11 protein-coding genes are annotated in these 15510 nt (G+C 66.6%); 6 read left to right on the top strand and 5 right to left on the bottom strand.

Going from position 1 to position 15510, the window contains the following annotated elements; translation table 11 throughout:
• Window positions 1-51: 51 nt before the first annotated feature.
• From ACZ5AC_RS14975 to ACZ5AC_RS14965, 3 genes are all read right to left on the bottom strand, one after another.
• A complete protein-coding gene (locus tag ACZ5AC_RS14975; protein ID WP_464248372.1) occupies window positions 52-1326 on the bottom strand; it encodes an IMP cyclohydrolase in 1275 nt (424 codons plus the stop codon).
• 125 nt (window positions 1327-1451) lie between these two features.
• A complete protein-coding gene (locus ACZ5AC_RS14970; RefSeq protein ID WP_464248371.1) occupies window positions 1452-1928 on the bottom strand; it encodes an ecotin family protein in 477 nt (158 codons plus the stop codon).
• A 22-nt stretch (window positions 1929-1950) separates the two neighbouring features.
• Window positions 1951-2346, bottom strand: a complete 396-nt coding sequence (locus ACZ5AC_RS14965) for a DUF6982 domain-containing protein (RefSeq protein WP_464248370.1) — start codon at window positions 2344-2346, stop codon at window positions 1951-1953.
• Window positions 2347-2644: 298 nt separating this feature from the next.
• Here ACZ5AC_RS14965 and ACZ5AC_RS14960 point away from each other — a divergent pair, with 298 nt between their 5' ends.
• From ACZ5AC_RS14960 to pyk, 6 genes are all read left to right on the top strand, one after another.
• A complete protein-coding gene (locus ACZ5AC_RS14960; protein WP_464248369.1) occupies window positions 2645-3919 on the top strand; it encodes an adenylosuccinate synthase in 1275 nt (424 codons plus the stop codon).
• Between the two features lie 32 nt (window positions 3920-3951).
• Window positions 3952-4794, top strand: a complete 843-nt coding sequence (locus ACZ5AC_RS14955) for a DNA polymerase III subunit delta' (protein WP_464248368.1) — start codon at window positions 3952-3954, stop codon at window positions 4792-4794.
• Window positions 4795-4800: 6 nt separating this feature from the next.
• Window positions 4801-6036, top strand: a complete 1236-nt coding sequence (gene serB, locus ACZ5AC_RS14950) for a phosphoserine phosphatase SerB (protein WP_464248367.1) — start codon at window positions 4801-4803, stop codon at window positions 6034-6036.
• Entirely contained in the window at window positions 6036-6431 is a 396-nt protein-coding gene (locus ACZ5AC_RS14945; protein ID WP_464248366.1) for an FxsA family protein, read from the top strand. The genes serB and ACZ5AC_RS14945 overlap by 1 nt, the downstream gene beginning before the upstream one ends.
• Window positions 6432-6561: 130 nt before the next feature.
• The gene (locus ACZ5AC_RS14940) at window positions 6562-8397 is read left to right on the top strand and encodes a UbiD family decarboxylase (RefSeq protein WP_464248365.1); all 1836 of its coding nucleotides are present in this window, start codon (window positions 6562-6564) and stop codon (window positions 8395-8397) included.
• Window positions 8398-8428: 31 nt separating this feature from the next.
• The gene (gene pyk / locus ACZ5AC_RS14935; RefSeq protein WP_464248364.1) at window positions 8429-9850 is read left to right on the top strand and encodes a pyruvate kinase; all 1422 of its coding nucleotides are present in this window, start codon (window positions 8429-8431) and stop codon (window positions 9848-9850) included.
• Between the two features lie 153 nt (window positions 9851-10003).
• Here pyk and ACZ5AC_RS14930 read toward each other — a convergent pair whose 3' ends face one another.
• Window positions 10004-12988, bottom strand: coding sequence for an AIR synthase-related protein (locus tag ACZ5AC_RS14930; protein ID WP_464248363.1), 2985 nt, complete (start codon window positions 12986-12988; stop codon window positions 10004-10006).
• A 20-nt stretch (window positions 12989-13008) separates the two neighbouring features.
• Window positions 13009-15510 carry a sensor domain-containing diguanylate cyclase gene (locus ACZ5AC_RS14925; protein ID WP_464248362.1) on the bottom strand — a complete coding sequence of 834 codons (2502 nt, stop codon included), beginning with the start codon at window positions 15508-15510 and terminating at the stop codon, window positions 13009-13011.

The following is a 15510-nucleotide window of genomic DNA, read 5'->3' as shown; positions in this document are numbered from 1 at the left end:
CGCGCGCGGGCCGGCCGGAGCCGGCCCGTGAAGGCGGCCCGGAGGCCGGGTTTAGTGTTTGAAGGAGCGCTGGCCCGTGAAGACCATGGCCACCTGCGGGGAGGCCTCGTTCACGGCCTGGATGATCTCCCAGTCGCGGATTGACCCGCCGGGCTGGGCGATGGCCGTCACGCCCTGGGCGATGGCCAGGTCCACGCCGTCGCGGAAGGGGAAGAAGCCGTCCGAGACCAGGACCGTGCCGGGCAGGCCGCCCCTGTCCGCCTCGGTCTTGGCCAGGATGTCCTGCAGCGATGCGGCCAGCGCCGCATCGGCCTTGGCCTTCATCTTGAGCTCGTACAGGGAGAGGTTGTGGCGCACGAAGGCAAGGCGGTCGGCGTACTTGGTGTAGGCCTTCTGGATGGTCAGTTCCACGCAGCCCACGCGGTCCTGTTCGCCCGTGCCGATGGACACCGTGGCCCCGTCGCGGGCGAAGATGATGGAGTTGGAGGTCACGCCGGCCTCCACGGCCCAGGCGAAGAGCAGGTCGTCGGCCTCGGCCGGCGTGGGCTTGCGGGCGATGTACGTGGTGCCGTCCTTGACCGTTTCGGCCGGCAGGAAATCGTCCTCGGCCAGGATGCGGTTGCGGAAGGAGGCCTGCACGATGAGGCCGCCGTCGACCAGGGACTTGATGTCCAGGAAGGGCGTGCCCACGATCTTCTCCAGTTCGGCCAGGGCCGGGATGCGGATGATGCGCAGGTTCTTCTTGGAGGTCAGCACCTCCAGGGCGTCGGCGTCGAAAGCCGGGGCCGCGATGACCTCGAAGTAGCTCGAATTGATGAACTCGGCGCAGGCCTTGTCCAGGGTGCGGTTGACGACGATGGTCCCGCCGAAGGCCGCGATGCGGTCCGAGGCGAAGGCTCGGCTCAGGGCCGTGAGCAGGCCCTCGGCCGCCCATGCCGCGCCGCAGGGGTTGTTGTGCTTGAGAATGATGGCCGCGGGCTTGGCCGTGAGGTACTGCAGCATGTTGATGCCGTTGTCCACGTCCGTCAGGTTGATCTTGCCCGGGTGCTTGCCCGACTGGATCAGGTTCTCCTCGGTCAGGGCCGAGACGAGCTTGTGCTGGCCCTGCTGGAAGGCCACGCCGTCCATGGCGAAGGAGCTCTCGGCCACCTCGTAGAGGGCAGCGGGCTGGTCCGGGTTCTCGCCGTAGCGCAGGCCCTTCTGTTCGCCGCCGATGTTCCAGGTCTTCTTGGCGTAGCGGATGGTCTGGTCGCCGATGGTCAGGGTCAGGTCGGCGGGAAAGGAGTCCCTGTTCAGGGTATGATACATCTTCTTGAGATCGCTCATCAAAGTTCTCCGGAAAAATGGATTGTCGCATCGCTCCGGCCGGTCATGCCGCGCGAATCCACGTGCCCCTAGCACAGGCCCGCCTGGACGGCAAATCCTGTGCCAGGGCGTCAAGCGAGAGGGGATCAGCCCTGCGGCATGGTCTGCGGCTGCGCGTCGGCGCGCCAGACGCGCCAGCGCACCTCCACGCCCGTCGGTGCGTAGACCACCACGGGCAGGCGGCTGTTGTAGCGGATCAGGTACGGCTCCCCGGCCAGGGCGATGAACCGCTCGACCTTGGGCGCGGACGGTTCCACGGCCATGAGGGTCCCGGCCATGGGCCCCAGTCTCGGCAGGACGTAGCGCGTGTACCCCCAGCCGGGAATCGTCTCCGCCGCGATCTCGCCGCCGAAGAAATACCTGTTGGCCGCGTCCGTCAGGACCGCCTTGCCGAGGATCAGTTCGACCTTGAGCAGGGTTTCGTCTGGTTCGGCCGGAAGCCGCAGCATATGGCGCGTCATCCCCTCGTCGGCCGGGGGGAAGGCCTGCATGTCGTCCTGGGCCGACAGAAGGGAGGTGCCCAGGAGAATGGCCATCAGGGTCAGGAGAAATGTTCTGCGCATGGGGTGTCCGGGCCGGAGCCGTTCAGATGAAGGTGACTTCGCGCGTATGCGCCGTGACGATGTAGCAGCGCTCGGTGTTGGCGGCGGTGTCCGCCGGCACGATGAAAAATCCCGGCCTGCCGGGCTGGTAGCCCGTGGTGGTGCCGACCAGGACCTCGCCGTCGCTGAAGACCACCTTGAGCTTGCGCCCCGGCGCGGGCTTCGACGAGTCGAATTCGTTGGACTGGACGTGCTTGGGGTTTCCGGAAAAGTCGCGGACGAAAAAGAGGGCCTTCAGCTCCTTGAGGCTGACCTCCACCAGGCGCGTTCCGCCATTCTCCGCGACGCTGACGTGAAAAAGGTCCTTCGTGGGAAAAAAGTCCACCGTCGTGCCTTTGACCATGCGGCCGTCTGCATACCGCGCCACGATTTTGTTCATTGGGGCTCCTGCGGTCCGGTACGCCCGTTTCGTCAGGGACGCGGACGGGGTTAGGCGTCGTGCGGGGCGCTGCCGGGATGCTCGAGGTTGAGGTGACGGACTGTCCTAAAGATTCATCATTGGCCGAAGATATTGCATGTGTACGCGTACGGCAATGTTTTTGCCGATTGTCCCCTTCGACGCCGTTTGCGAAAATCAAATCCGACACAAATTGACTTCACGGCCTGCGCCCCGTAAAGAAAGGAGCCATTTGCCATTGCGCTGACGGCCAATACATCAAGACGAGGAGATCGGATTCATGGCGAATATCGTAGTCATGGGCGCCCAGTGGGGCGACGAAGGGAAGGGCAAGATCGTCGATCTGCTGACCACGGACGTGGCCGCCATCGTGCGTTTCCAGGGCGGAAACAACGCGGGGCACACCCTGGTGGTGAACGGGAAGCAGACCATCCTGCACCTCATCCCCTCCGGCATCCTGCACCCGGGCAAGAAGTGCCTCATCGGCAACGGCGTGGTGCTGGACCCCTTCGTGTTCTGCCAGGAGATGGACAAGCTCGCCGCCTCCGGCATAGACGTCAGCCCTGCGCGGCTCATGATCAGCAAGAAGACCCAGCTCATCATGCCATACCACCGCGCCATCGACGGCGCGCGCGAAAATTTCAAGAGCGGCTCCGACAAGATCGGCACCACGGGCCGCGGCATCGGCCCCTCTTACGAGGACAAGGTCGCCCGCATCGGCATCCGCGCCGCGGACCTGGCCGACGAGCCCCTGCTGCGCCGCAAGATCGAGAAGGCCCTGGTGGAGAAGAACGCCCTCCTGACGAGCCTCTATGGCCAAGAACCCCTCTCGGCCGAACAGATCTTCAACGATCTGCTGCCCGTGGCCCGGCGCCTCGTGCCCTATCTGGGCGACGTGTCCTCGGCCATCCAGGATCTCTCGGCCCAGGGCATCCTCTTCGAGGGCGCCCAGGGCACGCACCTGGACATCGACCACGGCACCTACCCCTTCGTGACCTCGTCCAACACCGTGTCCGGCAACGCCGCGGCCGGTTCCGGCTGTTCGCCGCGCATGCTCGACCGCATCGTGGCCATCGTCAAGGCCTACACCACCCGCGTCGGCGCGGGACCCTTCCCCACGGAGCTGCCCGACGGCCCCGGAGCGTACATGCAGGAGAAGGGCGCGGAGTTCGGCGCCACCACGGGCCGCAAGCGCCGCTGCGGCTGGCTGGACCTCGTGGTCCTGCGCGAGGCCCAGCGCCTCAACGGCCCCACGGAGATCGCCCTGACCAAGCTCGACGTCCTGGGCGGTCTGGACGAGCTCAAGCTCTGCACCGCCTACCGCTACAGGGGACAGGACATGGCCTACCCGCCCCAGGAGGAGAACGGCATGGCCTACGTGGAGCCGATCTACGAGAGCATGCCCGGCTGGAGCGAGGACATCTCCGGCTGCCGCGCCTACGCCGACCTGCCGCAGGCCACGCGCGACTACATCGGGCGCATCGAGGAGATCCTCGGCATTCCCGTGTCCATCGTCTCCGTGGGCCCGGACCGCGACCAAACCATTCTCAGATAAACCGGGGGAGGTCCGCCTCCCCTTTTTTTCCCATGTCCGCACCCTGGCAGCACGCCCTCACCACCCAGCCCCGCATCGCGGGCTTCCTGGACCGGCTGGCCGGCAACCCGCCCCGTTCCCTGCTCCTCGAAGGCGGGACAGTCGAGGAACGCCTGGCCCTGGCCCGCTTCTGGGCCGCGCGCCTCATGTGCCGCGAATCATCTCCCCCGTGCGGGCAGTGCCGCATCTGCCAGCAGGTCGCCGAGGACGCCAGCCGCGACCTGTTCCTACTGAACGGCGCCGAGGGGAACATCAGCATCGAGACCGTGCGCGAGGTGCGCGCCGTGCTGGGCGACCCGCCGGCCGGGCGCGGACCGCGGGTAATCATCCTGGCCGAGGCCCAGGCCCTGGGCGACGGCGCGGCCAACGCCCTGCTCAAGTCCCTGGAAGAGCCCATGCCCGGCAACGTCTTCGTCCTCCTGGCCCCCAGCCGCGAGATCCTGCTGCCGACCCTCGTCTCTCGCAGCTTCGTGCTGACCCTGGGCTGGCCGCGCGGCGACCGTGAAAATACGGATCTGCGCGAGTGGTTGCAGGCCTTGGCCGAGTTCATCCAGTCCGGCCGGGGCCCCTGGCTCGAATGGACGGGCCGCAAGGGCAACGTGGACGCGAGCCTTGCCGACGGCGTCCTGCGCGAGGTGCAGCGCTGCCTGGTCCAGGCCGGCTACGGCAACCCCGAAACCGCCCTGGCCCGGCTGCTGGCCTCCCGCCTGGACGTGGTCGCCGTGCGCCAGGTCGGCGTCGTCGTCGAAAACGCCCTGGAAAGCCTGGAAGTCGGCGCCAACCCTGCCGTCGTGCTGGAATGGGCCGCCATCCGCATGTGGAACCTTCTGCACTAGAGAGCTATGCGCGAAATCATCCTCATCCAGATCTCCGGCACGGACCGGAACGGCCTCCTGGCCGGCATCATGGGACAGCTGGCTGCCTCGGGCGTGACCATCCTCGACATCAGCCAGTCCGTCATCCACGACGACCTCTCCCTGGGCGTGCTCATCGAGGTGCCCCGCGAGAGCGAGTCCTCGCCGATCCTCAAGGACCTCCTGTTCTGGGCCCACAACCAGGGCCTCAACCTCAAGTTCACGCCCGTCACCGAGGACGACTACGAGCGGTGGGTCGGCATGCAGGGCCGCAAGCGCCACATCGTGACCGTGCTCGGCCGGACCATCACAGCCGCCAACCTCGCGGCCATGGCCGAGGTCATCACCGGCAACGGCCTGAGCATCGACTGCATTACGCGCCTCTCTGGCCGCCGGTCCCTGGCCGTGCCCCCGGCCATGCCGCGCTCCTGTCTCGAATTTTCCGTGCGCGGCACGCCCGCAGACATCTCGGCCATGCGCGCCGCCTTCCTGGACCTGTCCCGCGAGCAGGGCATCGACATCGGCTTCCAGGAGGACAACGCCTTCCGCCGCATCCGCCGCCTGGTCTGCTTCGACATGGACTCGACCCTCATCCAGGCCGAGGTCATCGACGAACTGGCCAAGCGCGCAGGCGCAGGCGAACAGGTCGCGGCCATCACCGAGGCCGCCATGCGCGGCGAGCTGGACTTCTCCCAAAGCCTGCGCAAGCGCGTGAGCCTCCTGAAGGGCCTACCCGAATCCGTGCTGCAGGATGTCGCCGCCACCCTGCCCATGACCGAGGGGGCCGAGCGCCTCATCCGCACCCTGAAGAGCCTCGGCTACACCATCGCCATCCTCTCGGGCGGGTTCAACTACTTCGGCCGCCGCCTGCAGGAGCGCCTGGGCATCGACTACGTCCACGCCAACGAGCTCGAAATTCGCGACGGCAAGCTGACCGGCGGTCTGGTCGGCGACATCGTCGACGGCCCCGGCAAGGCGCGGCTCCTCAAGGAGATCGCGGCCAAGGAGCACATCTCCCTGTCCCAGGTCATCGCCGTGGGCGACGGCGCCAACGACCTGCCCATGCTCGACGTGGCGGGCCTGGGCATCGCCTTCCACGCCAAGCCCGTGGTCCGGCAGGGCGCGGGCCAAGCCATCTCCAACGTCGGCCTCGACGGCGTCCTCTACTTCCTGGGCCTGCGCGACCGTGAAACCATGGACCAGCTGGCCGGCAGGGAGGTCTGATGCTCGGCAAACTCTTCCTTCTCTTCGCCGTCATCCCCGTGGCCGAGATTTACGTCCTCGTCTCTGTGGGCGGTGCTATCGGCGTCCTGCCCACCGTCGCCCTGGTCCTGCTGACGGCCCTGGCCGGCGCGCACCTGGCCCGCATGCAGGGCCTGGCCGTCATGATGCGCATCCGCGAAAACCTCGCCCAAGGCTTCATGCCCGCCGAGGAGCTCCTCGACGGCCTGCTCATCTTCCTGGCCGGCATGACGCTCCTGACCCCGGGCTTCCTGACCGACATCATGGGCCTCCTGATCCTGCTGCCCGCCACCCGCAACATCTTCAAACGCTGGCTGCGCAAAAAATTCGACGAATGGCGCCAAAACCCCAACGTGCACATAACCTTCTACAGGTAAAGCATGCCTCCGGGGTGCAGGGGGCGCGCCCCCTGCACCCCGAACAGGGTCTGGTCGTGCCCGTCCGTGTCCGTCCATACAGTCCATCTCGTCCATACCGTCCACCAAGCCCAGTTCGGGAGCCCGCCCCATGATCTACCGCAACCTCAAGTCCTGCCTCGATGACCTGGAGCGCTCCAAGCAGCTCGTCCGCATCGACACCCCCGTCGAACCCCATCTCGAAGTCGGCGCCATCCAGCGACGCGTCTTCAAGGCCGGCGGGCCGGCGCTCCTGTTCACGAACGTCAAGGGGACGGCCTTTCCCATGGCCGCGAACATCTTCGGCACTCTGGAGCGGACCCGGTTCATCTTCCGCTCCACCTTGCGCCGCGTCGAGGCCATGCTTTCGGCCAAGGCCGACCCCGCGGCCGTCATGAAGAAGCCGTGGCTGTGGCCCGGCCTGGCCCTGGGCGGCTGGCACACCATGCCCAGAAGCGTGAAGACCGGGCCGGTCATGGCCCGCACCACGTCCGTCTCGAAGCTGCCCCAACTCGTGTCCTGGCCCATGGACGGCGGGGCCTACGTGACGCTCCCCCTGGTCTACACCGAGAGCCCGTCCAAGCCCGGCTTCATGGGCTCGAACCTCGGCATGTACCGCATCCAGCTCTCGGGCAACGACTTCGAGCAGGACAGGGAAGTGGGGCTGCACTACCAGATCCACCGCGGCATCGGGTACCACCACGCCGAGGCCATCGCCCGCGGGCAGAAGCTGCCCGTGAATGTCTTCGTCGGCGGGCCTCCGGCCATGACCCTGGCCGCCATCATGCCCCTGCCCGAGGGCATCGCCGAGATCCTTTTCGCCGGCGCCCTCGGAGGCCACCGCATCCCCATGGTCACGGGCCGCGGCCGCCTGCCCGTCCTGGCCGAGGCGGACTTCTGCATCCGCGGCCACATCGACCCCACGGCCCAGAAGCCCGAAGGCCCCTTCGGCGACCACCTCGGCTACTACAGCCTGGTCCACGACTTTCCCGTCATGCGCGTCGAGGAGGTCCTGCACCGCGAGGACGCCATCTGGCCCTTCACCACCGTGGGTCGGCCGCCCCAGGAGGACACCATGTTCGGGGCCTTCATCCACGAGCTGACGGCCGAACTGGTCCCCCAGGTCTTCGGCGGCGTGCACGAGGTCCACGCCGTGGACGCCGCAGGCGTGCACCCGCTCCTGCTGGCCGTGGGCAGCGAGCGCTACGTGCCCTACGCGGGTGAGCGCCAGCCCCAAGAGCTCATTACCAACGGCCTTTCGCTCCTCGGCACGACCCAGACCTCCCTGTCCAAGTACGTCATCATCGCCGCCCGCGAGGACGAGCCGTCCCTGTCCTGCCACCACGTGCCCGAATTCTTCCGCCACGTGCTGGAGCGCCTGGACCTCTCCCGTGACCTGCACTTCATCACCCGCACGACCATGGACACCCTGGACTATTCCGGCATCAGCCTGAACCAGGGCTCCAAGGTCCTGTGGACCGCCGCCGGCGGCCCCAAGCGGACCCTGGCCACGAGCGCCCCTGCCCTGAACCTGCCGGACGGCTTTCACGGAGCCCGCGTCTTCGCCCCGGGCATCCTGGTCCTCTCCGGCCCTGCCCACGACCGGCCCCGCGACACCCACGACCCGGCCATGGAAGAACTGGCCGCGGCCCTGACCACCCAGGGCGGCCTGGACGGCTTTCCCCTCGTCGTCGTGGCCGACGACGCAGACTTCACGGCCGCAGACTGGGACAATTTCCTCTGGGTGGCCTTCACCCGCTCGGACCCGGCCACGGACACCTACGGCGTGAACGCCTTCACCCGCTGCAAGCACTGGGGTTGCTCGTCCATGGTCGTGGACGCGCGCCTCAAGACCTATCACGCCCCGCCGCTCGCGGACGTTACGGAAATCGAGAAAAAGGTGGACGCCCTTGCCCTGCCCGGCGGACCCCTGTATGGAATCCTCTAGTCATCCAACACACAGAACTGAGGATATGCTTATGCGCACGAAAATAGTGGCCACGCTGGGCCCGGCCTCCATGGACCAGAACGTCATGAAGGAGATGGTGGAACTCGGCGTGCGGGTCTTCCGCCTCAACTTCTCCCACGCCGACGCTGCCTATTTCGGCCCGGTCATCCAGAAGATCCGCGAGGTCGAAAAGCAGACCGGCATCCGCCTGACCGTCATGGGCGACCTCTGCGGCCCCAAGATCCGCATCGGCGAGGTCAAGGGCTCGCCCCTGCAGATCCGCAAGGGCGCCTACGTCTGCCTGGGCGCTCCCGACATGGAGGCCAAGAGCGAGGGCGACATCTTCATCAGCCTCGACGTACCCGAACTTCTCGAAGGCCTGGCCGAGGGCATGCCCGTGTCCCTGTCCGACGGCATGCTGCAGTTCACCGTGGTCAAGGTCATCGAACCCGACCGGCTGGTCATGATGGAGGCCCTGAACGGCGGCATCCTGACATCCAACAAGGGCATCGCCTTCCCCGGCAAGACCCTGCGCGTCGCGGCCATGACCGACAAGGACCGCCGCGACCTGCACCAGGGCCTCGACATCGGCATCGACGCCGTGGCCCTGTCCTTCGTGCAGAGCAAGGACGACATCGAGGACATCAAGACCGAAATCGCCCGCCACGGCACCTGGATTCCCGTCGTGGCCAAGGTCGAACGCAAGAACGCCGTGGAGAAGCTCGAATCCATCCTCGAGGTCGCCGACGCCATCATGGTCGCCCGCGGCGACCTGGGCCTGGAATGCAGCCCGGCCGAGCTGCCCATCATCCAGAAGAAGATCCTGCGCTCCTGCCGCCACGCCCAGAAGCCGGCCATCGTCGCCACCCAGATGCTCCTGTCCATGGTCAAGAACCCCATCCCGACGCGGGCCGAGTCCACGGACGTGGCCAACGCCATGCTCGACGGCGCCGACTGCGTCATGCTCTCCGAAGAGACCGCCATCGGCAGCTACCCCGTGGAGGCCGTGCGCTTCATCAACGAGATCGCCCAGTACGCCGAGCCCTACTACCTGGAACGCATCGGCGGTCCCTTCATGCCCAAGGCCGAGAAGAACCCGCCCAAGTTTCTGGCCTACTCGGCCTGCCTCATGGCCGACAACGCCGACAGCGCCGCCCTGGTCTGCCACTCGACCACCGGCGCCACGGCCCGCTACATCAGTTCCCGCCGCCCGGCCCAGCCCATCTACGCCATGACCACCGATGCGCGCATCCTGCGCTGGATGAACTTCTTCTGGAGCATCAACCCCGTCGAAAGCCCCCTGGAACCGCGCAGCCACCAGAAACGCGCCGAGAAATTCGTCCAGGAATACGCAGGCTTCAAGCCAGGCGAAAACGTCATCATCGCCAGCGGCCAGGCCACCCCGGGCATGGGGACCGTCATGACCAACGAGATCAAGGTTTATTACAAATAAGGCCTCCGGCGGGCAGGGGGCGCGCCCCCTGCACCCCATTCAACAGGTTGTAAACGCGAGACGGGCGGCCCAATGGGTCGCCCGTCTCGCGTTTGAAGTTCATCCCCATGCAAGGGGTGCAGGGGACGAGTCCCCTGCCCGCCGGAGGCATGCTTAAAAATCCAGCGTCTTCTTCCAAGCCACGGCCAGATCCTCGACTGCGGCGCTGGCCAGGGTGGTGGCGCCTGCGCGCAGGGTGAGTTTGCCGTCGGCCGTGGTTTGTCCGATGGGTGCCAGGAAGTCGCCGGCGAAGAGGGCTTCGAAGGCGGCGCGGTTTTGGTCGGCCACGGTGACGACGAAGCGGCTGGCGGATTCGCTGTAGAGGCGCTGTTCCGGCAGCGGGCAGTTCAGGGCCGGGACCTTGTCGCCATCGATGTCGGCGCCGGTGCGGCCGGCCAGGGCCATTTCGGCCACGGCCACGGCCAGGCCGCCGTCGGAGACGTCGTGGGCCGCGGTCAGCAGGCCCGAGGTGATGGCCTGGTGCATGCGCTCGTAGCGGGTGCGCGCCGAGACGGCGTCGACCTGCGGCACGGCGCCGCACACGCCGAGGTGGTCGGCGTATTCGGAGCCGCCCATTTCGTTCTTGGTCAGGCCCAGGACGTAGACCGTTTCGCCGGGGCGTTTGAAGTCCGAGGTCATGGTCTTGGTGCAGTCGTCGATGACGCCCATGACCGAGAAGAGGACCGTGGGCGGGATGGAGATCTTGGTGCCGCCGCCCGTGTAGTCGTTCTTCATGGAGTCCTTGCCGGAGACGCAGGGCACGCCGTAGGCCAGGCAGTAGTGGGCCAGGGCCTGGTTGGCGCGGACCAGCTGGGCCAGCTTGTACTCGCCGTCCGGGGTCTTCTCGGACTGGACCGGGTCGCACCAGCAGAAGTTGTCCACGCCGGCCATGTGGCGGATGTCCGCGCCCGTGGCCACGGCGTTGCGCACGCCCTCGTCGATGGCGTTCGCCATCATCCAGTAGGTGTCCAGGTCGGAGAGCTTGGGGCAGATGCCGTTGGCGATGACCAGGGCCTTGTCGCTGCCGAGCTGGGGACGGACAACGGCCGCGTCGGCCGGGCCGTCGTTCTTGGCGCCGATGAGGGGCTTGACGACGCTGCCGCCCTGGACCTCGTGGTCGTACTGGCGGATGACGTATTCGCGGGAGCAGATGTTCAGGCGTCCGAGCATGGCCTGCAGGAACTCCTGGTGGTCCGCGACCCGGGCTTCGGGGGCCTGTCCGCAGCAGCATGTCTGCGGGCGCTCCCAGGCAGCCTTGAGGCGCATCTGCGGGGCGCCGTCATGCAGGAAGGCCATGTCCAGGTCGGCCACGATCTTGTCGCCGTAGCGCACGTGCAGGTAGCCCGAGTCCGTGAAGCAGCCCAGGTCCGAGGCCTCCACGCCCATCTCCGCGGCCAGGTCCATGAAGGCCTGGAGGCTGGCGGGCGGAACGGCCAGGGTCATGCGCTCCTGGGCCTCGGACACGAGGATTTCCCAGGGTCTCAGGCCGTCGTACTTGAGGGGCGCCTTGGCCAGGTCCATGTCGCAGCCGCCGCAGTCCTGGGCCATCTCGCCCACGGAGGAGCTCAGGCCCCCGGCGCCGTTGTCGGTGATGGCGTTGTAGAGGCCAAGGTCCCGGGCGCGCATGAGGAAATCGTACATGCGGCGCTGGGTGATGGGGTCGCCGATCTGCACGGCCGTGGCCGGCGAGCCCTCGTGCAGTTCCTCGGAGGAGAAGGTCGCGCCGTGGATGCCGTCCTTGCCGATGCGGCCGCCGGTCATGATGATTCGGTCGCCCGGGAGGGCCCGCTTCTCGTGGCTGGGGCGCCCGGCGACTGTGGCCGGCATGGTGCCGACGGTGCCGCAGAAGACCAGGGGTTTGCCCAGGAATCGCTCGTGGAAGACGATGGCGCCGTTGACCGTGGGGATGCCCGACTTGTTGCCGCCGTGCTCCACGCCCTCGCGCACGCCTTCGAACACGCGGCGCGGATGCAGGAGACGCGGCGGCAGCTCGCCTTCATGGAAGGGGGAGGCGAAGCAGAACACGTCGGTGTTGCACAGGAGGTTGGCGCCCATGCCCGTGCCCATGGGGTCGCGGTTCACGCCGACGATGCCCGTCAGTGCTCCGCCGTACGGGTCCAGGGCCGAGGGGCTGTTGTGGGTCTCGACCTTGATGCAGACGTTCATGTCGTCGCTGAAGCGGATGACGCCGGCGTTGTCCTTGAACACGGACAGGCAGAAGTCGTCCTTGCCCATGCGTTCGCGGAGCTGTTTCGTGCTGCCCTGGATGAAGGTCTTGTAGAGGCTGTTGATCTCGGCCGTGGTGCCGTTTTCGCGGTTCTCGTAGGAGATGCGGGAGCTGAAAATCTTGTGTTTGCAGTGTTCGGACCAGGTCTGGGCCAGGCATTCGAGTTCGGCGTCCGTGGGCGCGGCGGGCAGGCCCTTGGCCTTGCGGTGGGCGACGACCTCGGGGCGGGCGTAGTAGTCCCTGATGCAGCGCATCTCTTCGAGGCTCAGCGCCAGCGTATTTTCCCGGCTCAGGCGCATGAGGGTCTCGTCGTTCATAGCCGAGAGGTCGACGATCTCGACGGTGTCCGAGGCTTCGCCGGTTACGGCCGCGGTGCGGGCCGGGAATCCTGGGTTTGCGGCCCAGGATTGGCGGTCGGAGATCTGGAAGCGCTGGATGAGCTCGTTGGCGAGAAGGTCTTTGGCGATGTGTTCCACCTGGCCTCGGTCCAGCTTGCCCGAGATCAGGTACTGGGTGGAGGTGTAGACGGCGAGTTTGGCGTCCTTGCCCAGACCGAGCACGGTGCGCAGGGTCTCGCGGGCGGTGCGCCCTTCGTTGTCCGTCACGCCGGGTCGGAAGCCGACCTCGATGATCCAGTCGAAATCCGAGGCCGCGGGAGTGGTCTGGGCCGTGTGCAGGACCGGGTCGTGCAGGGCGCCGGCCTCGATGGCCTGGTCAGCCTGCGCCGCGGTCAGCCCTTCGACGGTGTAGACCCGGACGATCCGGACCTGATCCACGTGAAGCCCCAGTTCGCCGTGTATCTTGTGGGCCGTCTTGTTGCCCTGGGTATCGATGACTGCCTTGCGCAGAGCCACTTCGACTCGGATCGGCATGCTGTTCTCCTGGGTGGTGCTTAATTTACTGGTGTGTTCGTCTGCAGGTGCACGATGGCGTTTCCGCCTTGCGCCTTGGCCTGATAATTGGCTTTGTCGCAGCGTTCAAGCAGGGAATGGGCGGTGTCCTCGGGTTCGAGCAGGCTCATGCCGATGCTCAGCGTCACGGAGCCGTTGTGCAGGGTCTTGAATTCATTCTGGATTCGTTCCGCCACGGTCAGCAGGCTCGCCACGCTGGAATTGCTCGAAATGATGACGAACTCGTCGCCGCCGAAGCGGCAGGGGAAGTCGAGGCCCTTGCGCAGCACGCCGCGCAGCAGCTGCCCGAGTTCCTTCAGGGCCTTGTCCCCGCCGTGGTGTCCGTAGGTGTCGTTGAAGACCTTGAACTTGTCGATGTCGAAGAAGATGAGGCCCAGGGGCGTCGCTGTGCGTCGGGACCTGGACAGTTCGCGTTCCAGCAGGGGCACGAGGTGGTGGCGGTTGAAGACCTGGGTCAGGGAGTCGAACAGGGCCTGCTCCCGGATTTTTCGTTCCAGCCTGCGGATGGCGGAAATGTTTCGGCCGACCACGAGGCCGTACTCCGCGCCGTGGGCAAACCGGGAAAAAACCAGCTCCAGCTGCAGGTGCTCGTCGTCGAGGACGATCTGGACCTCCACGGCGCTCTGGCTCTGTTCCAGGAACTCCATGTCCCAAGGCTCTTCCTGCAGGTTGATGGGTCGCGTCAGCTGGAAGAGGTTGCGGCCCTTCAGGAACGCGCCGTGACGCCCCGAGGCGAAGGTGATGACCCCTTTGCTGTCGGTGGTCATAACCAGGTCCTGCATGGTGGACAGCAGGTTGTTCAGGAAGTCCCGCTGGTGCAGGGCCTCTATTTCGTGGATCCGGATTTCGCGCAGATCCTGGACCACGGTCAGGACATTGGTCCGGGAGCCTTGGCGAATTTTGTAGCTTGAAAGGGCGAAGGGCGACGTGGGTGCGTCCGACGGGCCAAGGGGCGCGTGAATGGCGCAGTGGGCGCTTTGCGCGGGGTCTAGGAGGAACATCCGCCATCCGTGCCGGGCGCTTTGGAACTGTTCAGGCGGCATGTCCTTGCGCAGCCTGTCTTCGAGCTGGGCGGAACTGCCCAGGAATCGGGCGAAAGTGGGGTTGGCGCGCAGTATGCGGCCGTCCGTGTCGAGGAGGGCGACTCCGGTGGGCAGGATGTCGAGCAGTTCCGCCTTGATCTCGAGCTGCGCCACGGTGGTGATCTGTCGCCACAGGCTGCGGGCCAGCAGCCTGGCGTAGAGGGCCGCCTCGGCCCTGGCCTGCCCGGAGTCCTGCAAGCCGGGCAGCCGCAGCTCGCCAGCCACGCCGTCCTCGGTCTCCAGGCGGACGGTGAAGTCGCCGTGGGATTTGAAATCCTTGAGGGACTGCGCCACGGTCGGGCCGTTCACGCCGTCCTCGGCCAGGACGAAGCGCTCCCAGTGCTTGTTGGTCGGCGCGTCGAGGATGATCTCACCCTTGCGGCAGTTCCAGTTCCAGCGCAGGTGCCGGCCGATGCAGGCCGCGAGGGCTGAATTGCCGCCGGTCAGGCCCTCGATTTCCTTGGCCTGGTAGTGGAAGTCCTGGATGGCCTGCAGGGAGTGCTCGTAGTAGCGGTTTTCCGGTGGGAGCTCCGTGATGTTCATGGCCGAGCACATCTCGGCGAAAAGCGACGAGCAGCGTTGACGCAGCCCTTCGACGCCCTCGGGGGGCAGCGCCCCGGCCTTCTTCAGCAGGAAGTGCAGCTGCGCGAGACCGTCCGGGGCGGGGTCGGTGCGGAATTCCACTTCGGCCCAGCGGGTGCCGAAGATCACGGCCTGGGTCAGGGGCGGGTAGTCGAACAGGTTTTCGAGGTCGTGGTGGGCGGTGATGGCCGCGACCATGTGCTCCGGGAAATTCCATTCGGCGAGGAGTTCGGCCGTCAGGGAGCAGTGGTCCTCCGGCAGGCACTCCTGCCAGCTCATGAAGGACGGCCCCGTGTTGACGAAGTCCGGCCGTGAGAGGAGAGGCCGCACTTCTTCGGGGTAGGTGGCGGCGTAGAGCAGGAGGGACAGGTCCTTGACCAGGGCGCAGATGTACGCCGTCTCCGCCTCCCTGGGGCACAGGCGCCGGGCGACGAGTTCAGCGCCCAAGGCCGCCCAGACGATGACCCGCCAGTTGGCGAAGGTGTCGAAGCCGTTTTTCTCCAGGGTGCTGTTCAGGTTCTTCTGCAGGGAGAGGGACAGGGCGATGCGCAGGATCTCGTTGTTGCCGAGGATGATGGCCGCGCGCTGGAGATCCGAAATCTTGCTGGTCTGGCCGTAGTAGGGGGAGTTGACCAGGGAGAGGATGGCCGTGGCCAGGGCGGGGTCCGCCTTGAGAATGGAGGCGATGACCCCGAAATTCGGGTCCGGCTTGACCGCTTCCTGGAGCAGCTGGGCCGTGGCGGGGGAGAAGGTCGCTTTCAGGCTGGCACGCAAAGAGGTCGTGAAATTGCGCGGAGGAAGGCGATCCTGTTGTGTCAT

It is taken from the genome of Desulfomicrobium aestuarii, from assembly GCF_055385525.1.
The sequence above is the reverse complement of the archived record's forward strand: the minus strand, read 5'-3'. Positions and strand labels throughout refer to the sequence as shown.